The following is a 25,871-nucleotide window of genomic DNA, read 5'->3' as shown; positions in this document are numbered from 1 at the left end:
GGGAGGCTTACGGGCTTGCTCGCAAGGCGCTTTTTCTAAGAAAGGGCGGAAGCGATATACCACACTGCCGCGCCGCCGAAAGGTGATACGAACTGCCGATCATGAAACGAGCCGGCACGGCACTTGCCTATTTTCCGACCGCGGCGGCATATTCCCTGATAATCGGCTCGGCGGCCGGAATACGCCCGATATAAGTGTCCCACATCCCGCGTCCCGCTTCGTACATCGCCGCTTTCAGAGAATCCTGCGGCGGCAGGACAGTGATACCGTTTTCAATGAGGATTTCGGTATTGGCGGCATCCTCGGCTGCGCTCTGCGCCCAGAACTTTGCGACAAGCGTTTCGGCAACGCCTTCGATTGCGGCCCGGTCATCCTCCGACAGGGCATTCCAGGCATCGAGATTGACGGTGACCACATCGGTCGACGTCGACCATTGCAGCGGACTGAAATAGGGCGTCATGTCCCAGAGCTTGCCGATCACGCCGGACGAGGTTGAGGTTGCAACGCCGTCAATCGTTCCGGCGGCAAGGGCCGGAACGACATCGCCCCACGGCATTTCCAGCGGCGCGGCGCCAAGCCGGCGCAGGAATTCAAAACTGCCCGGATTAAACGCACGAATCCGGCGCCCTTGCAGATCTTCCGGGGTTGATATCTCGAATTCCGAAAAAAGCCCCGGCGACGGCCAGGGCACATAGTACAGGATTTTCTGGTTGTGGCGGGCGGCGATCTCGTCGAACACCGGGGATGCAACTTCGAGAAATGCCGCCATCTCCTCCTGCCCCTGAATCAGATAGGGCAGCGTATCGATGGCAAGCAGCCGCTCTTCACCGGCCTGCTGGAACAGGAGGAAATCGGCCATCTGCACGATCCCGGTTTCCACGGCAGCCATGCTTTGCGACCCGGATACGCCGATCTCGCCGGCGTTCAGGACATTGATCTGCACGTTGCCGTCAGTGGCTTCGCCAACAGATCTGGCAAATTCCCGCGCTGCCTTGGCCTGAAAATTGTTTTCTCCCCACGGCGTCGAAAAATCCAGTGTGGTCTGTGCCGCCGCCGTACCGGCGCTCAAGGTCGCAACCGCAAGAGCCAGTCTGTACAAGATCGCCATATATCCATTCCCCTGTCGTTTAGCGTCATTCTGTTTTTACGCACAACCGTACTATACCCGGCAAATGTTGCACGGCGAAGCCGCATTCGAAGTTGAGCTCAACATCACATGTCGCCGGATTTCGGGCATGGTGACAATACGATGTGATCGGCTGCATGGATGTGGCGATTTCAACTGGAGAGATAAAAATTCTTCCTTTCTTCAGGCGACGACAAACGCTCCGGGAAAGCGCATGCGAAAACCAGACCGTTGTCGTCGGAGCGCCAAACCCGGCACAAAAAAGCGGCGGCCCCGAAAGGCCGCCGCCGGACAAGGTTAAACAGGTGTCACGTCAGCGCGGTTCGCTTCTGAGCCCCTTGATGATGGCCACACAGGCCAGCAGCAGAACGATCGTGAACGGGAAACCCGTCGAGACCGCCATCGCCTGAAGCGCCTTCAGGCCGCCGCCAAGCAGAAGCGCAATGGCCACCAGTCCCTCGAAGCTTGCCCAGAACACGCGCTGCGGCACGGGTGCGTCGACCTTGCCGCCGGCCGTGATGGTGTCAATCACGATCGAGCCGGAGTCCGACGAGGTCACGAAGAAGACGATGACCAGAACGATACCGATGATCGAGGTGATGGTTGCAAGCGGCAACGCTTCCAGCATCACGAACAGTTTCAGGTCGAGCGGTGCACTGCCGAGTTCTTCGTAATTGTTCACGAGAATCTCGTGGATCGCCGTATCGCCGAACACCGTCATCCAGACGATCGAAACGACCGAAGGGATGATCAGCACACAGGTGATGAATTCGCGCACGGTGCGGCCACGCGAAACACGCGCGATGAACATGCCGACAAAGGGCGACCAGGAAATCCACCAGGCCCAGTAGAACGAGGTCCAGCCATCGAGGAAGTTCTTGTCGGTTCGCCCGAACGGGTTGGCAAGTTCCGGCAGGTAGCGGGCATAATCAGCGAAGTTCGAAGCCAGGCTTCCGAAAATGGAAAGCGTCGGGCCAACAAGAATGACGAACAGCAGCAGGATGCCTGCAAGCACCATGTTGATCATCGAAAGCCGCTGAACGCCGGCATCCATACCGGCAACGACCGATCCCAGCGCAATGCCGGTGATAAATATGATCAACACGACTTTCGAAAGATCATCCACCGGAAGCCCGAAGATGTGGTTCAAACCGGCATTTGCCTGTTCGGCGCCGATACCAAGCGAAGTGGCAAGCCCGAAAAGCGTGGCAAGCACGGCCAGGATATCGATGATATGACCGGTCCAGCCCCAGACACGCTCGCCGAAGATCGGGTAGAATACCGAACGCATGGCCAGCGGCAGACCCTTGTTATAGGAAAACAGTGCTAGCGCCAGCGCGACAATCGCGTAGATCGCCCAGGGGTGAAGCGCCCAGTGGAAGATGGTCGATGCCATTGCCAGGCTTTTGGCTTCAGCCGGATTTCCCGGCGCACCGCCAAGCGGAGCCCAGCTTTCAGGCGCTCCGGCATTTTGCGCAACCGACGCGGTATAATGCGAAATCGGCTCGGACACGCCGTAAAACATCAGGCCGATACCCATGCCGGCGGCAAACAGCATCGCAAACCAGCCGGCGTAGGAATAGTCCGGCGTTGCCTCGGCGCCGCCGAGACGGATTTTTCCGTAAGGTGAAAATATAAGATAAATGCCGAGCAATACGAAGATGTTACCGGCAACCAGGAAAAACCAGTCGAAGGTCGATGTCAGCCAGTCCCGCATGCCGTTGAAGATGGTCGCGGCTTCCTCCTGGAAAGCCAGCGTGGCCAGAACGAAGGCGACAACGGCGAGACCGGAGATCAGAAAGACCGGGTTGTGGATATCCAGCCCGAAGGGACCGATGTTCGTCGTGATATTATCCTGACCGATCTCATAATCGGTATCGATAATCTCCGTTTCGCCCTCTGGCTCGGGAATCCCCGTGTCGGACATGAATAATCTCCTTGTTTTTCAATACATTTGCGCCAGACCGCCTTGCGGACGGCGATATATGCTCAGCCGCGGATCAGAAACACCGATACGTCGGTATGGGTGGCCAGCTGGCCGCCATGCGAATGCATGAAATGATCCGCCAGGTTCGGCACATGCGTGGCCATCACCACCAGATCACACCCCAGTTCGCTGACGGTCCGGGCAAGCGACCGGTCGAGGTCGACGGACGGATCATGGCTGATGACGGTCCGGCACTCAGACGTCACACCGTGGCTGGCGGACTGTTTCTCGGCAAAGGCCTTGAGCTTCGCCTCGAATTCCTTGGGATTGTGGCCGAGCGCTCCGGGAAGCGAAGAGGTCACACCGACATAAACGACAGATGCATTATAGAGTTTGGCGATATCAGCCGTCGTCTTGAGTGCGCGTGTCAGCTTATCTACATGCGCAAGATCGACAGGCACCATGATTTTATTGAACATCTTGTATTACGGTCCTTGTCCGTTTGCGGGTTTGCCGACCCGCATATTTCCTTCCTCTTTTGACCCGCCATATACAGCGAGCCGGCACGGCTCGACAAAGCCGGACACGAAAATGCCATATTCCGGCTAGCATCGCCAAAACCTCGTCGCAAATCAATCCCTGTCACGCCGTACAGGTACGCCCCAAGCGGCCTGCACAGGCTGATATATGTCTGAAGCGACTGAGGAACAGGGGATGCCCGCGCCTTAAACAATGGTGAAAAGCGGTGGGAAACAGCCGGAAATTGCAATTTGCAAGGTACTGACAACATGAACAAAAAAGCCTCGCCGTTTAAATGGCGAGGCTTTTGAACACCGGTGCGGACACGAACAAATGCCCGAAACAGGTTTTACGCTTCTTCGAGTTGCGGCAGGATCTGCAGCTCATACAGGCGGCGATAGGGGCCGTCGTGGTTGAGCAGTTCACGCTGCGGCCCCTGCTCGAGGATCGCACCGTTTTCAAGAACGACAATGTTGTCGGCCGAGGTAATGGTTGCCAGACGGTGTGCAATCACGATTGTCGTGCGGTCCTTGGTCAACCGCGCCAGCGCATCCTGAACCAGAGATTCCGCATAGGAATCGAGTGCGCTCGTGGCTTCATCAAGGATCAGGATGTCGGCATTGCGCAGCATGGCGCGCGCAATTGCCAGGCGCTGTTTCTGGCCGCCAGAGAGGTTGCCGCCGTTCTCACCAACGAAGGAATCATAGCCATCATTCATGTTCAAGATGAAGTCATGCGCATGGGCTGCCTTTGCCGCCTCGACGATTTCCTCATCCGTTGCTCCCTGCCGTCCGAGCCGAAGATTTTCCCGCACGGTTCCGTTGAACAGGAACGTATCCTGTCCGACATAAGACATGTGCGCACGCAGGGATTCGAACGACACCTCCCTGAGATCGAGACCGTTCACGGTGATCACGCCTTCATCGGGATCGAACATGCGCATGACGAGGTTGATGATGGTCGACTTGCCACCGCCCGAAGCGCCCACCAAAGCCGTGGTCTTGCCCGACGGGAATACGAGGTTGAGGTTCTTGAACAGCGGTTTGGACGAATCGTAGGAGAAACCCACATTATCGAACACGATCTCGCCGCCGCCCGGGGGGATCGATTTCGGGTTTTCCGCTTCCGTCAGAAGGATAGGGTGATCCTTGATCTCGTACATCATCCGGACGCCGACCATGGCGGATTCCAGATTGACGCGCATGCGGGCGAGCCGTTTGGCCGGTTCATAGGCCAGAAGCAACGCCGTGATGAACGACATCAGCTCGCCGGGCGTCTGGCTGCCGCCGACAACCCAGAAACCGCTGAGCGCAATGACGCCGGCAATGGCCAGACCGGAAAGCGTTTCCATGATCGGGCTGGTCGCGGCCGAAAGCCGGGCAATGCTGTTGGCCCGATGTTCCACCTGGGTGACCTGCCGGTCCATGCGCGCGCGCATGTGGTCTTCCAGGCCGAATGCCTTGATGATACGCACACCGGTCGATGCTTCCTGAACACTTTCGATGATTTTCGCGAAAGCGGTCAGTTCCTGACGCATGATGTCACGAACTTTTTTCGTCAGATAGCGAACGCCGGTAAAAGCGAGCGGACCGATAATGAAAGCCACAAGCGACAGAACCGGTTGCTGGATGAACATCACGACCACCAGCCCGATCAGCGAAAACAGGTCGCGCACCGCCGACGTCAGGATCAGATCCATCGCCGTGCGCGCCGCCTGAGCATTGTTCGTCAGGCGCATGACGAGATCGGAAGACGGGAAGCGGATGAAGAAATTCAGATCTTGCTGAAGGATGCGTCCGAAAATGCTGCTCTGCGTCTTGGCGATGATATTGTTGCCGGCCTTGCTCAGGATCACGATCTGAAAATAGGTCGAGATCCCCTTGACGATAAAAATCGCGGCAACCGCACCCGCCAGCATGAACATGCGGTTCATGTTCTGGGAGACCACGGTCTCGTTGACAATGTCCTTCATGATCCAGGCGCTGAGCGAGGTCATGCCCGCCACGATCAACATCGCAACCGTGGCCAGCGCATACCAGGGCGCCTGATCGCGCAGGTTTTCAGACAGAAGGCGAAACAGCAGGCTGCGATTGGCTCTGGGAAGGAACCGCGCCGCCAGCGCATCGAGCCAACCGGACAATGGCTTGGGTAGCTGCATGGGGATCCGCATTTCCATATAGACTTCGTGGCCTCCGTTTTGCGCAGGGATGGTGTTTTTTATCCCTGATCGGCCTCAGCGCGTGAGGAATAGGGCAAACAGCCCGCAAGAGCAAGCCTTCGTTTGAGGCTATTCCTGCGCCCTGTTCACGGCCAAAATATGCTGTTTCCCGCCTTGGAGCGTTTCAGACTGAAACGCTCTAACCCCGAAGATAGCTGACAATCGGTGTGCCGTCATCCGGCAGGTGCGAGCGCCGCTTGCGTGTGACGGTGATCACCTTCGGCTCACCGGGCAAAAGCGTGAAGCAGTTGTCGGAATAGATGTCGTCATCGCCGTGGCCATAGGTCACGTAGAGCGCGGGACGATCGCTCGTCAGCGTGACGCGACGTTCGCCATTATCGGCTGTCTCCGCCGCCGTCTCGATTTGAGGCGGGGCAAAGCGATAGGCCTTCGGCCGTTTCGGCAGATATTCGTTTTCGCCGAGCACATTGCCGGATTGATCGCGCCAGTCGAAGATCAGAAAGGCGCTTTCTTCCAGGGTTTCCGGCCGGATGCGCGCCACTTCGACAACACCGGCAGCCTTCGCCGTCACCGGATAATCGCCGATCTCGGCGACCTTGCCGGATGTCGCATCGACGCTGCGCAGCCGGACCGTGACCGGCGTATCCTCGGTCCTGTCGGAAACGGCCAGCAGCATGATCGCGCCGGTATCGGGGTCCGGCTGGGCGGTCACCATCAGGTCGGCGAAAAACCGGCGGGCGAGATACTGCGTGGTCTTCCAGCCGCCGCCATATTCAAGGCTCGACCAGCTTGCCACCGGCCAGGTGTCGTTCAACTGCCAGAACAGCGTGCCCATGGTGCGCGGCCTGTTGGCCCGCCAGAATTCGATCGCCGTCTTCATGGCCAGCCCCTGCCCGAGCTGGCTGAGATAAACCATATCCTCGAAACTGTCGGGGAAGCGGAAATAGCGGGCGATGGTCTCGACAATCCGGCTGTTGCCGCCCTCATTGCGCTGATGCACATCCAGAACGGCAGAGGAGACATTGCGGTCTTCCTCATCGGTAAAGCTCCTGATCACCCGCATGGACGGGAAGGACTGGAACCCGAATTCCGAGCAGAAGCGCGGCCTGACGGTGCGGTAGTGCTCGAAATCCTTCGCCGAGTGCCAGACATCCCAGAAATGCATGTCGCCGGACGTGTCCACATGCCAGCCATCGCCGAAATCGAGACGACCGACGGAGGGCGATGAGGGACGGAACGGCAGGCCGATATCCTCATCCTCCACCGCCTCTTCCAGCGCATGGTTCAACCGATCGTAGATCGCCAGGTAACGGTCGCGGTTCTCAAGGCTCTCCTTGTACCAGGTCAGGGCGCCGACCAGTTCGTTGTCGCCGCACCACAGTGCCATTGCCGCAAAACGCGAAAGCCTGCGCAATTGCTGGCGCGCCTCGTTGCGCACCAGATCGAGCCAGTGCCGCTCATGAGCGGGGTAGAGATTGCAGGCGAACATGAAATCGTGCCAGATCATCAGGCCGAGTTCGTCGCACAGTTCATAGAACCAGTCGGCCTCATACTGCCCGCCGCCCCAGATGCGGATCATGTTCATATTGGCGTCGACTGCCGACTGCAGAAGGTCGCGCACCTGTTCAGGCGTGGCGCGTTCGGGTAGCGCGTCGCCGGGGATCCAGTTGGCGCCCTTCATGAAGATCTCGCGGCCGTTGACCTTGAACGCAAAGCGGTTGCCGATCTCGTCCTCGTCGGTCAGCAACGCGACATCACGCAAGCCGATGCGGAAATCCCGTGTCTGGCCGCCAAGCGAAACGGACAGGTCATAGAATGCCTGCTCGCCATGACCGGCCGGCCACCACAGGCGCGGGTTTTCCACCCGGGCCGTCACGGTCACACGGTTTTCACCGGGAAAGGCATGCAGCGTTGCAGTTGCCCGGTGGCCATCGATTTCCACAATGGCATCTTCAACCGCCGGCGCGAAGGCAAAGGCGTGGAGTGTCACATCCAGTTCAACCGCGCCATCTTCGTGACGCTGACGGATGGCAACATCATCGAGGCGGACCGATCCGGTGCGCACAAGCGCGATATCGCCGTAAAAACCGAGCGGGCACAGCGCGATCCCCCAGTCCCAGCCGCCATGGCACTGCGTCTTGCGCAGGAAATTCAGGTGACCGATGCGGCTGTTGGTCGAAAACGGCATCGGGAAATCGGAGTTTTCCGCCCTTTTTGCCGCTTCCAGGGAATTGGACAGGAATGTCACTTCGATGAGGTTTTCGCCTTCGCGCAAAAAACCGGTGACGTCGAAGTCATAGCGCAGGAACTGGCTCTCGCAGTGCCCGACCGGTTTGCCGTTGACGCGCACTTCGGCAAGGCAATCGACGCTTTCGAAACGCAGCGTGAAGTGCCCGTTGTCCATACTTTCCAGATTGAACGACCGTTTTGCGGTCCAGAGCGAACGGTGCACCCAGTCGGTCAGGGTTTCATTGTCGCGCCAGTAGGGATCTTCGATCTTGCCTGCGGCAAGCAGGGCGGAATGAACATCGCCCGGAACGTTCAGTTCGACTGCGATGTCTGCGTCGTCGCACGTCGCCGTCCAGCCGTCGTTGAGAATGATCGTTTCTGCGACATTTGCCATGATGTTCCGTCTTCCCTGTTGCTCTCGGTCGCCCCACGCTGAGAATTGCGCACAAACCGACCGTCTTCCCGCTCGCCTTTTAGCCTTTTTCAGGCATCGTGCGAAACGCCTAACCGGCAATATGCGCGAACTTTTCGCCAGAGTTTTGCGCATTCGGCGACCGACCACATAGACCAAAGTCCCGAAAGACACCCGTAATGACATAACGAATTAATTATATAAATATATCTTTATATCAATTGACAATCGGTACCGGCCGGATAACACTGCATCCGCTCTGGTTCGCTGTGATGGGTTGATGCCCATCCCCGCGCCAAGAGGGAATCCGGTGCGCTGTGCGACGTCATTGTCAGCGGCAATTCCGGAGCTGCCCCCGCAACTGTAAGCGGAGAGTGCCTTTCCACATCGTCACTGGGAAACCGGGAAGACGGAAAGGCGCGCCGACCCGCAAGCCAGGAGACCTGCCAGAGCCTTGTAACTGTCCACGGGCGGGGTGTCCCGGTGGTGCTGCGAAACCGGCGTGGGAGGTCGCTCCCGCGGTGTTTTCTCATGCTTTCCGCCAACCCATGCCCCCAACTTTGTCTGGGGTATGAAATGCCAAATACGAAACCTGCCGTCGCAAGCCTCGGCTTTCCGCGCATCGGCGCACGACGTGAACTGAAATTCGCGCTGGAATCCTGCTGGTCCGGCAAATCCGGCACTGCCGAACTTCTCGATACGGCCGAACATCTGCGCCGCAAGAACTGGCGCCTGCAACAGGAAAAAGGGATCGATGTGATCCCGTCGAATGATTTCTCGCTCTACGACCACGTTCTCGACACCGCGGTCATGGTCGGCGCAATTCCGCAGGAATATGGCTGGACCGGCGGTGACGTCTCGCTTGAAACCTATTTTGCCATGGCGCGCGGCGCACAGACGAGCGCAGACGATGCCGGTTGCGGCCATGCCGGACACGGGCGCGACGTTCGCGCGCTGGAAATGACCAAGTGGTTCGACACCAACTACCACTATCTCGTGCCCGAACTGACGGAAGATCAGACCTTTGCGCTGTCCTCGACCAAGCCGGTCGATCACTACCTTGAAGCCAAGGCGCTGGGCATCGAAACGCGTCCGGTCATTCTCGGCCCCGTCACCTTCCTGAAGCTCGCCAAGGCGCGGGGATCCGATTTCGAGCCGGTCACGCTGCTGTCCCGTCTTCTGCCGGTCTATACCGAGCTGCTCAGCAGGCTCCATGAAGCAGGCGCAGAATGGGTGCAGATCGACGAACCCGCGCTGGTGCTCGACCTGACGAACGATGAGCGTGCTGCTTTTGAAAACGCCTATGACGCCCTCACCAAGGCCGTGCCGGCGCTGAAGCTGATGCTCGCCAGCTATTTCGGCGATCTCGGCGACAATGCACAGACGGCACTGAACCTGCCCGTTGCCGGTCTGCATTTCGATCTCAAACGTGCACCTGATGCGCTGGAGGGCATTCTCGCAAAGGTCGCGCCCGAACAGGTGCTTTCGCTTGGCGTCATCGACGGACGCAACATCTGGCGGGCAGACCTTCCTGCACTTCTCGAGCAGCTGCGGCCGGTGATCGAGGCGCGCGGTGCGGACAAGGTTCAAATCGCCCCGTCCTGCTCGCTTCTCCATGTGCCGATCGATGTCGCGCTGGAAACCGAACTCGATCCGGAGCTGAAAAGCTGGCTGTCCTTCGCGATCCAGAAGCTCGAAGAGCTTTCCGCCCTGGCCCGCGGGCTTGGCGGCGAAGCGATTGACGAGGCGCTTGCGGCTGCCGGCAACGCCCTTGCCGCACGCAGCCGTTCGCCGCGCGTCCACAATGATGCGGTTGCCGCCCGGCTTGCCGCCGTCGGCGAAAACGACCGCCGCCGCAAAAGCCGCTTTTCCGACCGCATTGCCCTTCAGCGCAAGAAGCTTGGACTGCCGCTGTTTCCGACGACGACAATCGGTTCCTTCCCGCAGACCAGCGAGGTCCGCAAGTCCCGCGCCGCCTTCAATCGCGGCGATCTCGACCGGGCGGCCTATGACGGCTTTCTTCAGACCGAGACGGAAAAGGCGATCCGCTTTCAGGAAGACATCGGCCTCGACGTGCTGGTTCATGGCGAATTCGAGCGCAATGACATGGTCCAGTATTTCGGCGAAAAACTCTCCGGCTTCGCCTTCACCAAGCATGGCTGGGTGCAGAGCTACGGCTCGCGCTATGTCCGCCCGCCGGTGATCTTCGGCGATGTCTCCCGGCCCGCGCCGATGACGGTCGACTGGTGGCGGTTTGCGCAGTCGAAGACCGAAAAGCCGGTCAAGGGCATGCTGACGGGGCCGGTCACCATCCTCAACTGGTCGTTCGTGCGCGACGATATCCCCCGTTCGCAGACCTGCGCCCAGATCGCGCTTGCCATCCGCGATGAGGTTGTCGATCTGGAAACGGCAGGCGCTGCCATCATCCAGATTGACGAAGCCGCCCTGCGCGAGGGCCTGCCGCTGCGCAAATCGGAGTGGAAGACCTATCTCGACTGGGCCATCGACGCCTTCAGGCTTTCGTCCTCGGGGGTTGCGGATGAAACCCAGATCCACACCCATATGTGCTATTCGGAGTTCAACGACATCATCGATGCGATTGCAGCGATGGATACGGATGTGATTTCCATCGAGACCTCGCGCTCGAAGATGGAACTGCTCGATGTCTTCACCGCCTTCGAATATCCAAGCGAAATCGGGCCCGGTGTTTATGACATCCACTCGCCCCGCATTCCTGCAACGGGCGAGATGACCGAACTGCTGTCGCTCGCCCGCAAGCGGCTCGATGACCGTCAGATCTGGATCAATCCCGATTGCGGCCTGAAGACCCGCGGCTGGGCCGAGGTCAAACCGGCGCTGGTCAATATGGTCGAAGCCGCAAAAGCCCTGCGCGGCTGAACGGCCTTGCAAAACGCCCCGGCCCTTTTGGGGCCGGCGGCACACTCGCGTTTGAGGAGGGTGCGCTCTCGCAAAATTGATGGGTGGCAGGATGGCGCCGTCCCCTATACTAAGCCGGATCAGAATCAAGGAGACCGGCATGACGGACCGCCGCACCATTTTGAAAGGCATGCTTGCAGGCTCGGGCCTTGCGCTGTTTCCGATCGGCGCATATGCCCATGAGCCCTCGCCGGAAAACGTGTTTTCCGATCCGAATGCCCCCGTCCTCGGCAATCCGGACGGCGATGTCACCGTGGTCGAATATTTCGATTTCCAGTGCACCTATTGCAAGCGTGACTATCCGATGGTGCGCGATGTCGTTGCCAGGGATGGCAATGTCAAACTGGTGATGAAGGACTGGCCGATTTTCGGCGACGTTTCCGTTTATGCCGCGCAGGCCGTTCAGGGCGCTGCCGCCCTTGGTGAATACGAAACCGCGCTCGATACGCTGATGACGGCAAAAGGCGCGCGCCTGACCCATGAACGGGTCGAAACGCTGCTGACCGACGCGGGCCTTGATTTCGATGCCATTGCCGCGGCGGTGAAAGACAACGAAAAGAAAATTTCCGACCTGCTCGACCGCAATTATCACCAGGCCGAAGCCTTCCAATTCAACGGCACGCCGTCCTATGTGATCGGCCGGACGGTCTATCCGGGCATTCTCGACAGGATCATGCTGGAATCAGCAATCGCCCAAGCACGGTCGGCGGGCTGAACGCAGCAAAACTGCCTTGAAACGACGTTTTCAAGAAATCTCTGGACCGCATTTCACACTGCCGTTAGCTTCGGGCACAGGCGGATTCTTCGGCATGAACAGACCGATCCGCACGCACATTGACCAGTATGAAAGCCCATCATGAGCAAGCTGACACGCTTTTCCGTTTCTCCTCTTTCCGACATGACCCGGCAACTTGCCGATGTCGCTTCCGGCCGCAGCGATCCGGATATCGTCATCACCGGCGCGCGGGTGCTTTCAACCTATTCGGAACGCATGCTGGATGACCGGGAACTGTGGATTTCGGGCGGACGCATCGCCGCAGTGAAGCATGCCGGCGCCCATCGCGGCAAGGCGGCAGACGTTTACGATGCCAAAGGCGGCATTGTCGCGCCCGGCCTTGTCGACCCGCATCTTCATATCGAATCAAGCATGGTGACGGCCTGCGCCTATGCCGAGGCGGCGCTTTTGAACGGCACCACGACGATCTTCTGCGACAGCCACGAGATCGGCAATGTCATGGATGTGGCAGGCGTGGAGGCGATGCTGGAAGATGCCCGCCAGGCCCCGCTGTCGATCTTCCTGACGGTGCCGAGCACGGTCCCGGCCACCAGCGCGGAAATGGAAACGGCCGGCGGCGATCTGACGCCGGACAAGATCGCGAAGATCTTCGACAAATGGCCGGAAGCCGTCGCCCTTGGCGAAAAGATGGACTTCGTGCCGGTGGCCATGAGCGACGAACGCTCGCATGCGATCATCGCCGAATCGTTGAAGCGCGGTCGCCCGGTTTCCGGCCATGTCTACGGCCGCGAATTCGTTGCCGCCTATGCGGCAGCCGGCGTGACCGATACCCACGAGGCCATCGATCGGGAGATCGCCAATGACCTTCTGGAAGCCGGCGTGTGGATTTTCCTGCGCGGTGGACCGCCGACCACGCCCTGGCATTCGCTGCCGGAGGCGATCAAGGCCGTGACCGAACTCGGCGCTTCGCACAAGCGGGTGGCGGTGTGCACTGACGACCGCGACGCCGACGATCTGCTGATGTTCGGCCAGGACTGGGTGACGCGTCAGGCCGTCAAGGCCGGGATGAAGCCGGAACAGGCATGGTCGATGGGCTCGCTCCACGGCGCAACACGCTTCGGCATGGGCGACGAGATCGGCGGGCTTGGCGGCGGCAGGCGCGCCGACATCGTGCTGCTCGACGACACGCTGAAGCCGGTCAACACCTGGTATGGCGGCGAGCTTGTGGTCGAGGACGAAAAGGTGACATCGCTGCTCGACGAAACGCTTTCCGAGCGCTACCGCTATCCAGACGCTGCCTATCACACGGTGAAGCTGCCGAAAGAGATCAAGCTGACGCCGGATCTTCCGACCGAGCGGGTCCTCGCCCATTGCATCCGCACCGAACTGCCGGGTATCACGCTGGTCCATGACACGATTGAACTGGAACATGCCAATGACTGGCAGCAGCATTTCGACCGGCACAATCTCTGCTTCGTCTCGGTGATCGAGCGCCACGGCAAGTCCGACGGCAATGTCGCCCATGGCCTGCTTTCCGACTTCTCGCTGAAACGCGGCGCGGTTGCCTCCTCCGTCGGCCATGACAGCCACAACATCATCATCGCCGGCACCAATGAGGCCGACATGCAGGTGGCGCTCAGGGCCATCGAGGAAAGCCAGGGCGGCGTCTGCGTGGTCGATGAAGGCAAGGTCCGCGCCATGGTCGAACTGCCGATTGCCGGGCTTCTGTCCGACAAGCGCATTGACGATGTCGCCGATGCCGTGCGGGTGCTGAAGCTCGAATGGGAAGAAGCCGGCTGCTCCATCCCCTATATGGGCTTCAACCTCATCCCGCTCTCCGTCATCCCCGAAATCCGCATCACCGACAAGGGGCTGGTTCTGGTGCCGGAGATGAAGGTGATCGACCTGTTCGAGAAGGTTTGAGCGGACGGGGCCTTCGGTCAGTTCATTTCCGCCGAAGGCCCCGTTACCTCCCCTTCCGCCAGGATTTTCTTTTTGGCCTTTTGGCTTTCAGGCTTCCCCGGCCCATCCTACTGGCGTCATCCTCGGGGTTGACCCGAGGATCCAATTATTGTCGCGGGAAGCGATGGCGGACTTTTAGTAAGACATTGCAAGGACTTCACGATAGCCGCAGACGCCAGTCGTAGGACCAGGTGCTCGGATCCTCGGGTCAAGCCCGAGGATGACGCGGAGAAGGAAGAAACCGCCTTGCGTCACATCCGCGCGTCATTCCAATAGCCCTCCAGAACGCTCCGAACCAACACCTAAATTTTCCCCTTGCCCATCCTTGACCACCTTATTACTAACTGGTAGGTAATAAGCAAGTTGATGGGAGGAAATCTATGTCTGATACCAATCGTATCGGGATCATCATGCATGGCGTCACAGGCCGCATGGGGATGAACCAGCATTTGATCCGTTCGGTTCTGGCCATTCGTGATTCCGGCGGGCTTCGGCTGAAGGACGGCTCGAAGGTGATGCCGGATCCGATCATTGTCGGCCGCAATGCCGCCAAGATCGAGGAACTGGCGAAGCGCCATGGCGTCGCGCGTTATACGACCGATCTCGATGCCGCCCTTGCCGATCCCTACAACATCATTTTCTTTGATGCCGCGTCCACCAAGCTGCGGCCGACGCTGCTGAAAAAGGCGATTGATGCGGGCAAGCATGTCTATTCCGAAAAGCCGGTTTCCGAAGGCCTTGAGGAAGCGGTCGCAATTGCCCGCTATGCCAAGGAAAAGGGCGTCAAGAACGGTATCGTCCATGACAAGCTCGACCTGCCTGGCCTCGTCAAGCTGAAGCGCCTGCGCGACAACGGCTTTTTCGGCAGGATCCTCTCGGTCAAGGGTGAGTTCGGCTACTGGGTGTTCACCGGCGAGGACCAGCCGGCGCAGCGCCCGAGCTGGAACTACCGCGCGGCCGATGGCGGCGGCATGGTGTCCGACATGCTGTGCCACTGGCGCTATGTGCTCGACAATGTGGTGGCGCCGGTCAAATCCGTGTCCTGCACCACCGCAACCCACATCCCGACGCGCTATGACGAAGAGGGCAAGGAATATCAGGCAACCGCCGATGATGCCGCCTATGCCACCTTCCAGCTCGAGGGCGATATCGTCGCCCATATCAATTCAAGCTGGTGCACCCGCGTGCGCCGCGACGATCTGGTGACCTTCCAGATCGACGGCACCCATGGCTCCGCCGTTGCCGGCCTGCACAAATGCTACAGCCAGCACCGCGCCAATACGCCGAAGCCGGTCTGGAACCCGGACGAGCCGCAGAAACTCGATTTCTTCGATGACTGGCAGGAAGTGCCGGACAACACCGTGTTCGACAACGGCTTCAAGGTGCAGTGGGAGCAGTTCCTGCGTCACGTTCTGGAAGACGGGCCGTGGGCCTACACCCTGACCGAGGGCGCCAAGGGCGTGCAGCTTGCCGAGGCCGGCTACCAAAGCGCGCGCGAACGCCGCTGGGTTGATCTCGAAGACCTGGGGATCTGATCATGAGCGCCATCAAGCTTCCGACCGCGTCCGGCGGGATCGAGACCTTCAGCTTTTCCGGCGCGCCCGTTGCTGGCGACAAGGGAGACTGGAACCGCAAGGTGTTTGCCGCCGCCCATGTGGTTGTCGATCCGCTTGCCGACAACAACCCCTGGTCCGATTGCAATGTCGACTGGGACAAAACGCTGGCCTTCCGTCAGCATCTCTGGTCGCTCGGTTTCGGCGTGGCAGAAGCCATGGACACCGCCCAGCGCGGCATGGGCATGGACTGGCCGACCTCGCTGGAACTGATCCAGCGCTCGGTGAAAGAGGCAAAGGCCGGCGGCCACTTGATCGCCTGCGGCGCGGGCACCGATCATCTCGATCCGGCCGACGCCAGGACCATCGATGATGTGATCGCGGCCTATGAAATGCAGTGCGAGGCGGTCGAGGCGACGGGCGGGCAAGTCATCCTGATGGCCTCTCGCGCGCTGTGCAAGGTCGCCAGAAGCGCCGACGATTATGCCCGTGTCTACGGCCGCATTCTCTCCGGCCTGAAACAACCGGCCGTGCTGCACTGGCTCGGCGAGATGTTCGATCCGGCGCTCGAAGGCTACTGGGCCAGCACCGACCATATGGCGGCGATGGAAACCTGCCTGAAGGTGATCGAGGACAATGCCGACGAGGTCGACGGCATCAAGATTTCGCTGCTTTCGGCGGAAAAGGAAATCGCCATGCGCCGCCGCCTGCCGGCAGGTGTCAAAATGTATACCGGCGACGACTTCAACTATCCCGAACTGATTGCCGGCGACGATCAGGGCTACAGCCATGCGCTGCTCGGTATTTTCGATCCGATTGCGCCGGTGGCGGCCACCGGGCTTGCGGCCCTGGCAAAGGGCGATATGCAGCGCTGGGGCGCGGTGATGGAACCGACTGTGCCGCTGTCGCGCCATATTTTCAAGGCGCCAACGCGCTACTACAAGACCGGCGTGGTGTTCCTCGCCTATCTGATGGGTCATCAGAATCATTTCACCATGCTTGGCGGCCAGCAGAGCGCCCGTTCCGCACAGCATCTCGCGGACGTGGTCCGCCTTGCCGACAAGGCCGGGCTGATTGCCGATGCAGACATGGCCGCAACCCGCACGGCGCGGGTGATGGCAACTTACGGCGTCGGAGTGTGAGCCCATGGATACGATTACCCCCGAACGGCTTTCGCTGAACACCGCCACCACACGGCCGCAATGGACGCTGGACAAGGCGATTGACGGCGCGGCCCGTCACGGCTTCGGCGGCGTTTCCCCCTGGCGCGACCAGTTACAGGCGCTCGGCGCGGAAAAGGCCGCACGCCAGATCCGCGAGGCAGGCCTTGCCGTTTCCGGCCTTTGCCGCGGCGGCTGGTACACGGCCGAAGGCGCGCTAACGAACGCCGTTATCGACGACAACCGCAAGGCCGTGGATGAGGCGGCCACCATCGGCGCGGCCTGCCTGGTCATGGTCGTCGGCGGGCTTTCGCCCAGAAGCCGCGACCTTGCCGGTGCCCGCGCCATGATCGAGGACGGCCTGGCAAACACGCTCGATTATGCCCGCAGCGTCGGTGTGAAAATCGCCATCGAGCCGCTCCACCCCATGTATGCCGCCGACCGCGCGGCGGTGAACACCATGGCCCAGGCGCTCGACATCTGCGACCGGCTCGGCGACGGCATCGGTGTTGCCGCCGACGTCTATCACATCTGGTGGGACCCGGCAGTGAAAGAGCAGATCGCGCGCGCAGGCAAGGACCGGCTGATGGCCTTTCATCTGTGCGACTGGCTGGTGCCGACGGCAGATATGCTCAACGACCGCGGCATGATGGGCGATGGCGTGATCGACATTCCCGACCTGCGCCAGGCCGTCGAGGCGCAAGGTTTTTCGGGCCTCAATGAAGTGGAGATATTTTCCGCAGAGAACTGGTGGAAGCGCGATCCCGACGAGGTGATGGAGATGATTATCACGCGGGCCGCCAGTTCCTGCTGACAGAATACATGCCTGACCGCGCAGGCAGGTGGCAGCACGCCGCAAATCGGGAAAGAGGAGTCCCGGGCGGCTGACCAGCCAGAAAACGAGCGCATTCGCCGCGCCGGCGACAAACCCGGCGCGTTCAACCGACCATCCGGTCGTCAAGGGAGGAGACTATGAATACCAACGTTTTGAAGCTGGCCGTGTCCGCGGCCGCATTCGCCGCTGTTGCAGCAGGCAGCGCCGGCGCCGAGACCTGGCAGCCCGACCGCCCTATCAACATCATCGTGCCGTGGTCGGCCGGCGGCTCGACCGATCAGGTCACCCGCGTCGTCGCGCCGATCCTTGAAGAAGCGCTCGGCACCGAAGTCGTCGTTGTCAACCAGCCGGGCGCATCCGGTTCGATCGGCACCAAGGCCGCTCTCGACGCTCCGCGCGACGGCTACACCTGGACGGCAAACGCGATTGCCAACAACGCCACCTATGCCGTTTCCGGCCTGCTCGACAGTTCGAATATCGATGATTACCGGATTTATCTTCATGTCGCCAATGCACCGCTGATCTCCGTCAACGCCAATGCCCCCTACGAGGATTTCGGTGCATTGCTGGATGCCATGAAGACCGGTGATGTGACCGTCAGCACGGCCGGCGTGACCTCTTCCGGCGGCACGGCCTATTCGACCATCAAGGATGCGCTGGATGGCGAGATGACGGCCCGCATGGTCGCCTATGACGGCGGCAATCCGGCAGTTATCGCAGCCGCGTCCGGCGAGGTCGACATGACCACCCAGCTGGCGGTGGAACAGACCGAAATGATCAAGGCCGGACGCCTGCGCCCGCTGGCGGTTCTCTCCGACACCGCGCTTGAAATCGAAGGTCTTGATCCGATCCCGCCGATTACCGAATGGCTCGATATTGACGTCGCGCCCGACTATTTCGGCGTCTTCATTCCGGCAGGCGCACCGCAGGAAGTCTATGACACGGTCGACGCCGTCTGGGCCGACAAGGTGATGAATGCGGATGCGCTGAAACACTATGCCAACCAGCGTGGCGCGATGTTTGCACCCAGCTTTGGCGATGAAGCCCGCGCCCGTGCTCTGCCGGTGGCGACCATGGAAGCCTGCGCGATGAAGGAACGCGGCGAAGCCGTCAAGGACCCGTCGGAAGTCGGCCTGACCTGCAAATAATCGCAGTATGCGAACACCCTGCCCCGCCTCTTTCTCAAACAGGAGCCGGGGCGGGATGACATGCAGACCCATTTCGCGCGGGAACGCAAAACGCGCTTCTGCCCGAACATTCTCAATTCATTGAGGGGCGCGCCCCATGCTGAAGATCAAAACAGTCGATCTCGCCGTTTCGACCATTCTGCTGGCCGTTGGCATCGCCGAATTTATCGGTGGATTCACAATGGACCGGCTGGAAGTGCGCCAGATCCATCCGGCCAGCATTCCGGGTCTCCTGCCCATGGTGCTAGGCCTTGCCATTGCGATTGTCGCCGCCCTGCAGCTCATCGGGCTTTATCGCCGGGGTAACACCGAGATCGAAGGGGTTGCCGGCGGTCTGGTCACCGTCAAGGAACTGGCACGCCTCGCACTGCTGATCGCAATCTGCGCATTTTACGCATTGTTTCTGGTCGGGCGCGTGCATTTCTGGGTGGCGAGCAGCCTGTTCATTACCGGTTTCATGCTGATTTTCGAGCTTTCGCTGCGCATGACGAAGCGAAAACTCGCGATCACCATCACCCGCGCCGTCGTGATTGCCGTTGCCTTCGGCGGCGCTGTTTCATTCCTCTTTGAAGATCTGTTTCTGGTGCGCCTGCCATGACCTCAGTTATCGACGCGCTGCTCTCCGCTTTTGCAAACCTTTCAACGCCGATGATGCTGTTCAATGTCGTCTGGGCGACGCTGCTCGGCATCTTCGTCGGTGCGCTTCCCGGGCTGACAGCAACAATGGGCGTTGCCCTTCTGACCACGCTGACCTATTCGCTTGACCGCGATGCGGCCATCCTGGTGCTCATCTGCATGTATGTCGGCGCCATCTACGGCGGCTCGCGCAGCGCCATCCTGCTCAACATTCCCGGAACGCCGGCAAGTGCCGCCACCGCCCTCGACGGCTTTCCGCTGGTGCGCAAGGGCAAGGGCAGCCTTGCCATGGCGATTGCCACGCTCGGCTCCATGCTCGGCACGCTGGTCGGCATCATCATGCTGATTGCAATTGCACCGCCGCTGGCCGAAGCGGCCTTCGGCTTCGGCTCCTACGAATTCTTCTGGCTGGCGCTGTTCGGCATCATCATTTCTGGTCAGCTGACCCATTCCGGCGAACCGCTGAAGGGCTATATGGCCGGTCTTATCGGCCTGTCCGTGGCCATGATCGGTTCGGAAGGCATTCATTCCTATGTGCGCTTCAATTTCGACATTCAGCAGCTGAATGGCGGGATCGACCTCATACCGGCAATGGTCGGTGCGTTCGGTTTTGCCGAGGTGCTGTTCGCCATGACCCTGCCGGAAGCGCAGATGGTCGAGAAAAAATCGGTGCGCGCCCCTCTCAGGGAACTTGGCACAAGCGTCTGGCGCTACAAGCGCACGGTCCTTGAAAGCGGCGTGATCGGCACGCTGGTCGGCATCATTCCCGGCGTCGGCGAGGATATCGGCGCCTGGGGCTCCTATGCCGCCGCAAAACGCCACTCGAAGGAACGCGACGAATTCGGCAAGGGCAGTCAGGAGGGCCTGATTGCAGCGGAGACGGGCAATTCCGCGGTCGTGCCCGGCTCGCTGATCCCAACGCTGACGCTTGGCGTTCCAGGCTCCGCATCGGCTGCCGTTCTGATTGCCGCGCTTTTCCTGCATGGCGTGCGGCCCGGCCCGATGATCATGTTCGACCAGCCGGAGATGATCTACACCATCGCCGTGATGCTGATCTTCGCAACGCTTGCGATGGGCATATTCGGCATGGCGCTGACGCCCGTTTTCGTTCGCGTGCTGAAGGTGCCGCGCACCATACTCATGCCGATGGTGTTCTGCCTCTGCGTCATCGGCCCCTATGCGCTGACCCAACGGATATTCGATATCTGGGTCATGTTCGCCTTCGGTGTCGGCGGTTATATCCTCCGCCGCCTCAACTATCCGATGGCGCCTCTGGTGCTCGGCATCATTCTCGGCGCCCTTCTCGACAAGAGCCTGCGCCGTGGCCTGATCCTTTCGAACGGAGACTTCACCGCCTTCTTCACCCGCCCCGTTTCCGCCGGTTTCGCAATTCTGATTGCATTGATTATCCTGTTTTCCATCCCGCCTGTCCGCCGTCTGTTTCAGTTCAAACGGCGCAATAGCGATGCTAACAGGGTTGAATCGGAAACAGAGTAAGGAGACGACGCGTGGCAAGAGGCGGCAAAACGGCGGCAACGAAAACAAGACGCGGCGTTCGCGATGCGGAAGCCTCGCGCGCAGCCATCTTGCAGGCCGCCCTCGATGAATTTTCCTCCGTCGGCTATGACGGTGCCCGCGTCGACCGCATTGCCGCCGAGGCAGGCCTGTCGAAACCGATGCTCTATGGTTATTTCGGCGACAAGGACGAGCTTTATAAGGCGGCACTGCGCGAAGCCTATGTGCAGATCCGCGCCGGCGAGGAACAGTTGCATCTCGAGGAGCTAACGCCGGAACAGGCCATCGGGGCGCTGGTCATGTTCACCATGACCCATTTCCGCACCCGGCCGTGGTTCATCACCATGCTCAACACCGAAAACCTGCGTCACGGCTCCTCCATCAGCGCCATCGGCGACCGGCGCGAAATTCAGTCGAAACTTCTGGTCAAACTGTCCGACGTGCTCGAACGCGGCTGGAAGGACGGCGTTTTCCGGCGCCAGGCGAAGCCGCTGGACGTCTACATGCTGATTGCTTCACTGTGCTATTTTCCGGTTTCCAACCGCTTCACGCTGGCGGAAGTCTTCGGCTTTGACGGAAGCGCGGAAAACCTCAACGCCCATGCGCATCGCGCGACGGAAGCCGTGATCTGCTGGCTGAAGCAGAAGGGCGAGGCAACGTGACAACACATTTTCAGGCCTCGGGGAGACACCAATGAGCGAAATACCGCGTTTCAGGATCGAAGCCGTATCCTTTGCCACACGCCCGGTCAGTTTTCGCCTGCCCTTCCACTTCGGCAATACCGTGGTGACCCATACGGATCAGGGCTTCGTGTCGCTGGCAATCACCGTCAACAGCCAACGCGCGGAGGGACGCTCCGCCCAGCTTCTGGTGCCGCGCTGGTTCGACAAGCGCACCACACGCAACAATGACCAGACAGTCGCCGACCTGCGTCTTTCGATGGAACTTGCCTGCAAGGCGGCCGAAACGATCGACGGCGAAACGCTCGCAGGCGCGACCGCGCGGTTGCGCGCTGCCGTGGAAGCCGCCATGCCCGATGGCACGCCGCGCCTTGCCGCCCATTTCGGCCCTGCCCTTGTCGAAATGGCGCTGATCGATGCACTCTGTCTTGCCACCGGGCTCAATTTTGCCCAGGCCGCGCGACAGGACATCTTCGGCGTTGCCACCATGGAGGCGCCGGATATCACGGCGCAGGCAATCACGGCTGCGCTTTCCGCCATCACGCCGCTGCCGGCAATTGCGCCGCGCCAGACCGTTGGTTTCGATGCGCCGCTGACAGAGGCCGAGATCGGGGATGACGCCCCGGAAGACGGCCTCCCGGTCAGTCTCGAAGCGATCATCCGCACAACCGGCATCCGCGCTTTCAAGATCAAGCTGAAGGGCGATCCGCAGACCGACATCGACAGGCTTGCGGCCATTGCCCGACTGATCGGCGGCATGGACGACCTGCGCGTAACCCTCGACGCCAACGAGCAATATTCGCCCGACCGGTTCGCCACCTTCATCGATCTGCTGCTAGCCGATGATGCGCTCGGCCCCTTCCGGCAGGCTATCGCGTTCATCGAGCAGCCGTTTGCGCGCGAAACCGCGCTGACGCTCGACATCACCCATGAGCTTGGTCGTTTTCCACTGATCATCGACGAGAGCGACGACAATGACGGCGCCTTTGCGACCGCGCTGCAACGCGGCTGGTCGGGAACCTCGATCAAGAGCTGCAAGGGCGTTCTGCGCGCCCTGCTCAACTATGCCCGCGTACAGGCCGGGCGCACGCACAGCAAACGGCTGTTCATCTCGGCCGAAGATCTGACCTGCCAGCCCGGTCTCTGCTGGCAGCAGGATACACTCTTGGCGGCCACGCTCGGCTGCAGGGATGTCGAACGCAACGGCCACCATTTCGGCGGCGGCCTGCAGGGCTATGACGATCTCGAAAAGGCCCGGCTTCTGGCCGCGCATCCGGACATTTACCGAAAGACGGACGGCCATATCGGTTTATGCATCGAAGACGGCACCATCGCCATCGGTTCGCTGTTTCATCCCGGTTTCGGCCGATAATACCGATTCTGCTCATTATTGAGGCGCTGGTCTGGAGCCTTGCGTTTTTTGCATAGGGGCATTGCTTTTGCCCTACTGCCTCACCGCGAAGCGTAAGCGTATATACAGATCATCGAAAGCGAACACGAAGCCTCAAGCCAACAAGGAGACCGGAAATGAGCATGACCCGTTCGTTCAACAACTGGCTCAAATACCGCGAAACGGTTACCGAGCTTGGCCGTATGAGCAACCGCGAACTGCACGACCTCGGCATCAACCGCGAAGACATTCGCCGCGTTGCCCGCAAGGCCTCGTTCTAAGGAATTCCCCGGCTCGCAACCGAGCCGAGACAAAGTTGTCGGAGCTGCGCCCTCCTCCTCCCAGCGCACTTCGATTTCGACCGGCGATCCTCCTCCTCCCAATCGCTGGTCATTATGATGACGCCCACCGGATCCTCCTCCCCCGGTGGGCGTTTTCTTTTGTCCGGCAGAAATCGCCGGTCAGCGCGCCAAGCCCTGCCGAATTGCATCATGACAATCTGCGCGAAACGGTCCTGGTGATCCGGCTACCTGCCGGATGTCGCCTGAATGAACTCGACCTCGCGATCCGACCGGACGATGGCGGCGGTCAGACGGTCCGTCGCATAGGCGCCCGTGTCGATGGAAACGACCCCGTTCGCCATTTGCGGGACCGGCACGACGGTGTGACCATGCACGATCCACAGACCGTCCCGGCGCGGCAACTGCCCGAAAGCCTGATGCCCCCAGGTGAGGTTGCGCCTCGGCTGCTCATCGAGCGGCTTGCGCGGATCGGCGCCGGCATGCACGACCGAAAGATTGCCGCTCGACCAGATCAGCGGCAAATTCCGCAGCCATTCCAGCTGCGCCGTACCAAGACTTTCAACGACCGCATCCCTGAGGCGCGGCAGATCATGCTTGCCATAGGCCTCGCCCGTGGTGCCCGGACCGAAACTCGCTACGGTCTGCAGCCCGCCATAGCGCAGCCAGCGCTCGCCTTTTTCCGTTGGCTCATCCAGAAAACCGAGAAACATCTCCTCGTGATTGCCCGCAAGACAGACGATATCGCCAACATCGCGCTGTCGTTCGAACAGCATGTTGAGCACTTTGGCTGATTTTTCGCCGCGATCGACATAGTCGCCGACATGAACCACGGGCATGCCCGGCGCCTGCCGTTCGAGCTTTTCCCAGATGCGCGCAAGGTTTTCAGCACAGCCATGCACATCCCCGATCGCGACAAAGGCTTCCTCCGGCTTCGGCAGGCCGCCGCGAAAAGCCGGTGGCGGCTCCGGACGGGGCTGGGGCGCGGGCGAAGAAAACAGACGACGGAGTGACTTCATCGGCAATGCGAACCTCTGTTGAAACAAACAGCCGGACATTGGCGCCGGCCCTTCCAAGATTAGGGCTCGTCAGGGGGCAGTTCAACACATCTTCGACATCCGCACAAAAAACGAAAGGTCGCCCGCAAGGGACGACCTCAGAGTGCTGACAAACCCAAAGACGTATACGTTGTTGCCTCCGCCAGCCGTCCCCATGGGTGTCATGCTCGGACGTGATCCGAGCATCCATTCCACCCAACCCTTTGATAAGAAAGGGTTTAAATTGAGCGTACATCGTGTGGCCCTGGATCCTCGGGCTTGATGTAAAGCCCGGAGACATCCCTGACAGGTGTTCGGAAACATGCCTGACAGTTATTCGTCTTTGTTGAGGTCGATTAGGGCGACCTGGTTTGCTGCGAAGAACACGCCATGTTGGCCGTCGATTTCGAGGGGTCTGATGGCAAGGGTTTCCCCTTGAAAGGCCTTCGGCACACGCCATGCTTTGCCGTTGAATGCGACATAGGCCTTTGTGCTGCTGACACGCCTGACGATTTCGCCTGGATCATAGACGGGCTCGGGAACAGTGGCGGGAAAGCTTCGGGGCGACGGGCTGTAGCGGCTTGCGGGCACGGCCATGGCGATGCCCTGATGCGGCCGATGATGGTTATAGAGGTCGCGCCAGCGATCAAACGCCCTTTGCGCCTGCCTGAAGCCCGACAACGGTTGAAAGGCGAGAACTTCAGCCTTGAAACTGCGGTGGAAGCGTTCGTTCTTGCCGCGTCCCTGTGGATGGTAGGGGCGGGCGTGAATGAGCTCTATCCCCAGCTTGAGGAGCCAGACGCGCAAGCGTGTCCAGCCGTGCGGAACGCCGGTTCCCCAAGGGTTGCCATTGTCGGTATAGATTGCCATCGGCAGCCCGTGGTGACGAAAGATGCGTTCCAGCCGACTGCGAACCGTCATCATCCGTTCGTCGGTGCAGGCCTCAAGCCCGAGGGCAAACCGCGAATGATCATCGAGGACGGTGAGCGGATGACACCAGTCTCCCGAGACGAGCTGAAAACGTCCCTTGAAGTCCATTTGCCACAGTAGGTTTGGCGCTTCGCGCTCGAAACGTCCATAGGCCGGGCCGGCGCCCTCAGGCGTTGCGATCCGCTTGTGTCGGACCAGGATGGCATGGATTGTCGACGCCGCCGGCGGATCGATCCCCGCTCGTTCCAGCCGGCACGCAATCTTGCGGGCGCCCCAGGCCGGATGCGCATCGCGCACCTCAAGCACAGCCTGTTCAAGCGCCTGATCGGTGCGCCGCGGACTGGCGTGCGGCCGCCGCGAGCGATCCTGCATCCCCTCGCAGGCCCTGAAACGCTTCAGCCAGACATAGCCCGTCTGGCGAGAAATCCCGAAACGTCGGCACAATTGCGAAACATTCGCGCCCTCAAGCGCACAAAGCCGGCAAAACTCCAACCGCTGATCCACCACAGACTTCGTCTCCCACCCCATCCGAACCTCCCAGATTGCAATCCGGGAAGTGTCAGGCATGTCTCCGAACATCTGTCAGGTATGTATCAAGGCCGTACATCAAGCCCGAGGATGA

General features: G+C 60.3%; 18 protein-coding genes, 1 pseudogene and 1 riboswitch. Of the genes and pseudogenes, 12 read left to right on the top strand and 7 right to left on the bottom strand.

Annotation, left to right across the window (positions count from 1 at the left end; genetic code table 11):
- Nucleotides 1-127: 127 nt before the first annotated feature.
- The 5 genes from ACHZCU_RS10335 to ACHZCU_RS10315 form a co-directional block, all read right to left on the bottom strand.
- Entirely contained in the window at nt 128-1,108 is a 981-nt protein-coding gene (locus tag ACHZCU_RS10335; RefSeq protein WP_319518715.1) for a TRAP transporter substrate-binding protein, read from the bottom strand.
- Between the two features lie 331 nt (nt 1,109-1,439).
- Nucleotides 1,440-3,053, bottom strand: a complete 1,614-nt coding sequence (locus ACHZCU_RS10330; RefSeq protein WP_106309534.1) for a BCCT family transporter — start codon at nt 3,051-3,053, stop codon at nt 1,440-1,442.
- Between the two features lie 62 nt (nt 3,054-3,115).
- On the bottom strand, nt 3,116-3,532 hold the full coding sequence (locus ACHZCU_RS10325; RefSeq protein ID WP_181190819.1) for a universal stress protein: 417 nt from the start codon (nt 3,530-3,532) through the stop codon (nt 3,116-3,118).
- Between the two features lie 389 nt (nt 3,533-3,921).
- Entirely contained in the window at nt 3,922-5,730 is a 1,809-nt protein-coding gene (locus ACHZCU_RS10320; RefSeq protein ID WP_319518714.1) for an ABC transporter ATP-binding protein, read from the bottom strand.
- A gap of 199 nt (nt 5,731-5,929) precedes the next feature.
- The gene (locus tag ACHZCU_RS10315; RefSeq protein WP_319518713.1) at nt 5,930-8,374 is read right to left on the bottom strand and encodes a glycoside hydrolase family 2 protein; all 2,445 of its coding nucleotides are present in this window, start codon (nt 8,372-8,374) and stop codon (nt 5,930-5,932) included.
- 261 nt (nt 8,375-8,635) lie between these two features.
- A riboswitch (cobalamin riboswitch) is annotated at nt 8,636-8,858 on the top strand.
- A 110-nt stretch (nt 8,859-8,968) separates the two neighbouring features.
- Here ACHZCU_RS10315 and metE point away from each other — a divergent pair.
- The 12 genes from metE (at nt 8,969) to ACHZCU_RS10255 (ending at nt 23,264) form a co-directional block, all read left to right on the top strand.
- Nucleotides 8,969-11,290: a 5-methyltetrahydropteroyltriglutamate--homocysteine S-methyltransferase gene (gene metE / locus ACHZCU_RS10310; RefSeq protein WP_319518712.1), complete on the top strand. Its 2,322-nt coding sequence runs from the start codon at nt 8,969-8,971 to the stop codon at nt 11,288-11,290.
- Nucleotides 11,291-11,429: 139 nt separating this feature from the next.
- Entirely contained in the window at nt 11,430-12,044 is a 615-nt protein-coding gene (locus ACHZCU_RS10305) for a DsbA family protein (RefSeq protein WP_106309525.1), read from the top strand.
- Between the two features lie 141 nt (nt 12,045-12,185).
- Nucleotides 12,186-13,988: an adenine deaminase C-terminal domain-containing protein gene (locus ACHZCU_RS10300; RefSeq protein ID WP_319518711.1), complete on the top strand. Its 1,803-nt coding sequence runs from the start codon at nt 12,186-12,188 to the stop codon at nt 13,986-13,988.
- A 419-nt stretch (nt 13,989-14,407) separates the two neighbouring features.
- Nucleotides 14,408-15,562, top strand: a complete 1,155-nt coding sequence (locus ACHZCU_RS10295; RefSeq protein ID WP_319518710.1) for a Gfo/Idh/MocA family oxidoreductase — start codon at nt 14,408-14,410, stop codon at nt 15,560-15,562.
- A 2-nt stretch (nt 15,563-15,564) separates the two neighbouring features.
- Nucleotides 15,565-16,722: a dihydrodipicolinate synthase family protein gene (locus ACHZCU_RS10290; protein WP_319518709.1), complete on the top strand. Its 1,158-nt coding sequence runs from the start codon at nt 15,565-15,567 to the stop codon at nt 16,720-16,722.
- 4 nt (nt 16,723-16,726) lie between these two features.
- The gene (locus ACHZCU_RS10285) at nt 16,727-17,554 is read left to right on the top strand and encodes a sugar phosphate isomerase/epimerase family protein (protein ID WP_319518708.1); all 828 of its coding nucleotides are present in this window, start codon (nt 16,727-16,729) and stop codon (nt 17,552-17,554) included.
- 158 nt (nt 17,555-17,712) lie between these two features.
- Nucleotides 17,713-18,723: a tripartite tricarboxylate transporter substrate binding protein gene (locus ACHZCU_RS10280; protein WP_319518707.1), complete on the top strand. Its 1,011-nt coding sequence runs from the start codon at nt 17,713-17,715 to the stop codon at nt 18,721-18,723.
- A 136-nt stretch (nt 18,724-18,859) separates the two neighbouring features.
- Complete coding sequence (locus ACHZCU_RS10275) at nt 18,860-19,360, top strand: tripartite tricarboxylate transporter TctB family protein (RefSeq protein ID WP_319518706.1); 501 nt, start codon at nt 18,860-18,862, stop codon at nt 19,358-19,360.
- Nucleotides 19,357-20,895 carry a tripartite tricarboxylate transporter permease gene (locus ACHZCU_RS10270; protein WP_319518705.1) on the top strand — a complete coding sequence of 513 codons (1,539 nt, stop codon included), beginning with the start codon at nt 19,357-19,359 and terminating at the stop codon, nt 20,893-20,895. Before ACHZCU_RS10275 ends, ACHZCU_RS10270 begins: the two co-directional genes overlap by 4 nt.
- An 11-nt stretch (nt 20,896-20,906) precedes the next feature.
- Nucleotides 20,907-21,575, top strand: coding sequence for a TetR/AcrR family transcriptional regulator (locus ACHZCU_RS10265; RefSeq protein WP_319518704.1), 669 nt, complete (start codon nt 20,907-20,909; stop codon nt 21,573-21,575).
- A gap of 31 nt (nt 21,576-21,606) precedes the next feature.
- Entirely contained in the window at nt 21,607-22,965 is a 1,359-nt protein-coding gene (locus ACHZCU_RS10260; protein ID WP_319518703.1) for an enolase C-terminal domain-like protein, read from the top strand.
- A gap of 155 nt (nt 22,966-23,120) precedes the next feature.
- The gene (locus ACHZCU_RS10255) at nt 23,121-23,264 is read left to right on the top strand and encodes a DUF1127 domain-containing protein (protein WP_319518702.1); all 144 of its coding nucleotides are present in this window, start codon (nt 23,121-23,123) and stop codon (nt 23,262-23,264) included.
- Between the two features lie 245 nt (nt 23,265-23,509).
- Here the strand turns inward: ACHZCU_RS10255 and ACHZCU_RS10250 are convergent, their stop codons facing one another.
- Both ACHZCU_RS10250 and ACHZCU_RS10245 read right to left on the bottom strand, forming a co-directional pair.
- The gene (locus tag ACHZCU_RS10250; RefSeq protein ID WP_319518701.1) at nt 23,510-24,301 is read right to left on the bottom strand and encodes a metallophosphoesterase family protein; all 792 of its coding nucleotides are present in this window, start codon (nt 24,299-24,301) and stop codon (nt 23,510-23,512) included.
- 307 nt (nt 24,302-24,608) lie between these two features.
- Nucleotides 24,609-25,777: pseudogene (locus ACHZCU_RS10245) on the bottom strand (IS481 family transposase); the annotation flags it as partial.
- Nucleotides 25,778-25,871 lie beyond the last annotated feature (94 nt).

This window comes from uncultured Martelella sp. (genome assembly GCF_963677965.2).
GTDB classification, from domain to species: Bacteria; Pseudomonadota; Alphaproteobacteria; order Rhizobiales; family Rhizobiaceae; genus Martelella; species Martelella mangrovi.
Note: the sequence above shows the minus strand (reverse complement) of the source record. Positions and strands in the feature narration are given on the sequence as shown.

Coding starts and splice junctions, on each gene's coding strand:
- ACHZCU_RS10275 (WP_319518706.1), top strand. CDS start 18,860: ATGCTGAAGATCAAAACAGTCGATCTCGCCGTTTCGACCATTCTGCTG.
- ACHZCU_RS10255 (WP_319518702.1), top strand. CDS start 23,121: ATGAGCATGACCCGTTCGTTCAACAACTGGCTCAAATACCGCGAAACG.
- metE (WP_319518712.1), top strand. CDS start 8,969: ATGCCAAATACGAAACCTGCCGTCGCAAGCCTCGGCTTTCCGCGCATC.
- ACHZCU_RS10285 (WP_319518708.1), top strand. CDS start 16,727: ATGGATACGATTACCCCCGAACGGCTTTCGCTGAACACCGCCACCACA.
- ACHZCU_RS10305 (WP_106309525.1), top strand. CDS start 11,430: ATGACGGACCGCCGCACCATTTTGAAAGGCATGCTTGCAGGCTCGGGC.
- ACHZCU_RS10300 (WP_319518711.1), top strand. CDS start 12,186: ATGAGCAAGCTGACACGCTTTTCCGTTTCTCCTCTTTCCGACATGACC.
- ACHZCU_RS10280 (WP_319518707.1), top strand. CDS start 17,713: ATGAATACCAACGTTTTGAAGCTGGCCGTGTCCGCGGCCGCATTCGCC.
- ACHZCU_RS10290 (WP_319518709.1), top strand. CDS start 15,565: ATGAGCGCCATCAAGCTTCCGACCGCGTCCGGCGGGATCGAGACCTTC.
- ACHZCU_RS10270 (WP_319518705.1), top strand. CDS start 19,357: ATGACCTCAGTTATCGACGCGCTGCTCTCCGCTTTTGCAAACCTTTCA.
- ACHZCU_RS10320 (WP_319518714.1), bottom strand. CDS start 5,730: ATGCAGCTACCCAAGCCATTGTCCGGTTGGCTCGATGCGCTGGCGGCG.
- ACHZCU_RS10250 (WP_319518701.1), bottom strand. CDS start 24,301: ATGAAGTCACTCCGTCGTCTGTTTTCTTCGCCCGCGCCCCAGCCCCGT.
- ACHZCU_RS10315 (WP_319518713.1), bottom strand. CDS start 8,374: ATGGCAAATGTCGCAGAAACGATCATTCTCAACGACGGCTGGACGGCG.
- ACHZCU_RS10330 (WP_106309534.1), bottom strand. CDS start 3,053: ATGTCCGACACGGGGATTCCCGAGCCAGAGGGCGAAACGGAGATTATC.
- ACHZCU_RS10295 (WP_319518710.1), top strand. CDS start 14,408: ATGTCTGATACCAATCGTATCGGGATCATCATGCATGGCGTCACAGGC.
- ACHZCU_RS10260 (WP_319518703.1), top strand. CDS start 21,607: ATGAGCGAAATACCGCGTTTCAGGATCGAAGCCGTATCCTTTGCCACA.
- ACHZCU_RS10335 (WP_319518715.1), bottom strand. CDS start 1,108: ATGGCGATCTTGTACAGACTGGCTCTTGCGGTTGCGACCTTGAGCGCC.
- ACHZCU_RS10325 (WP_181190819.1), bottom strand. CDS start 3,532: ATGTTCAATAAAATCATGGTGCCTGTCGATCTTGCGCATGTAGATAAG.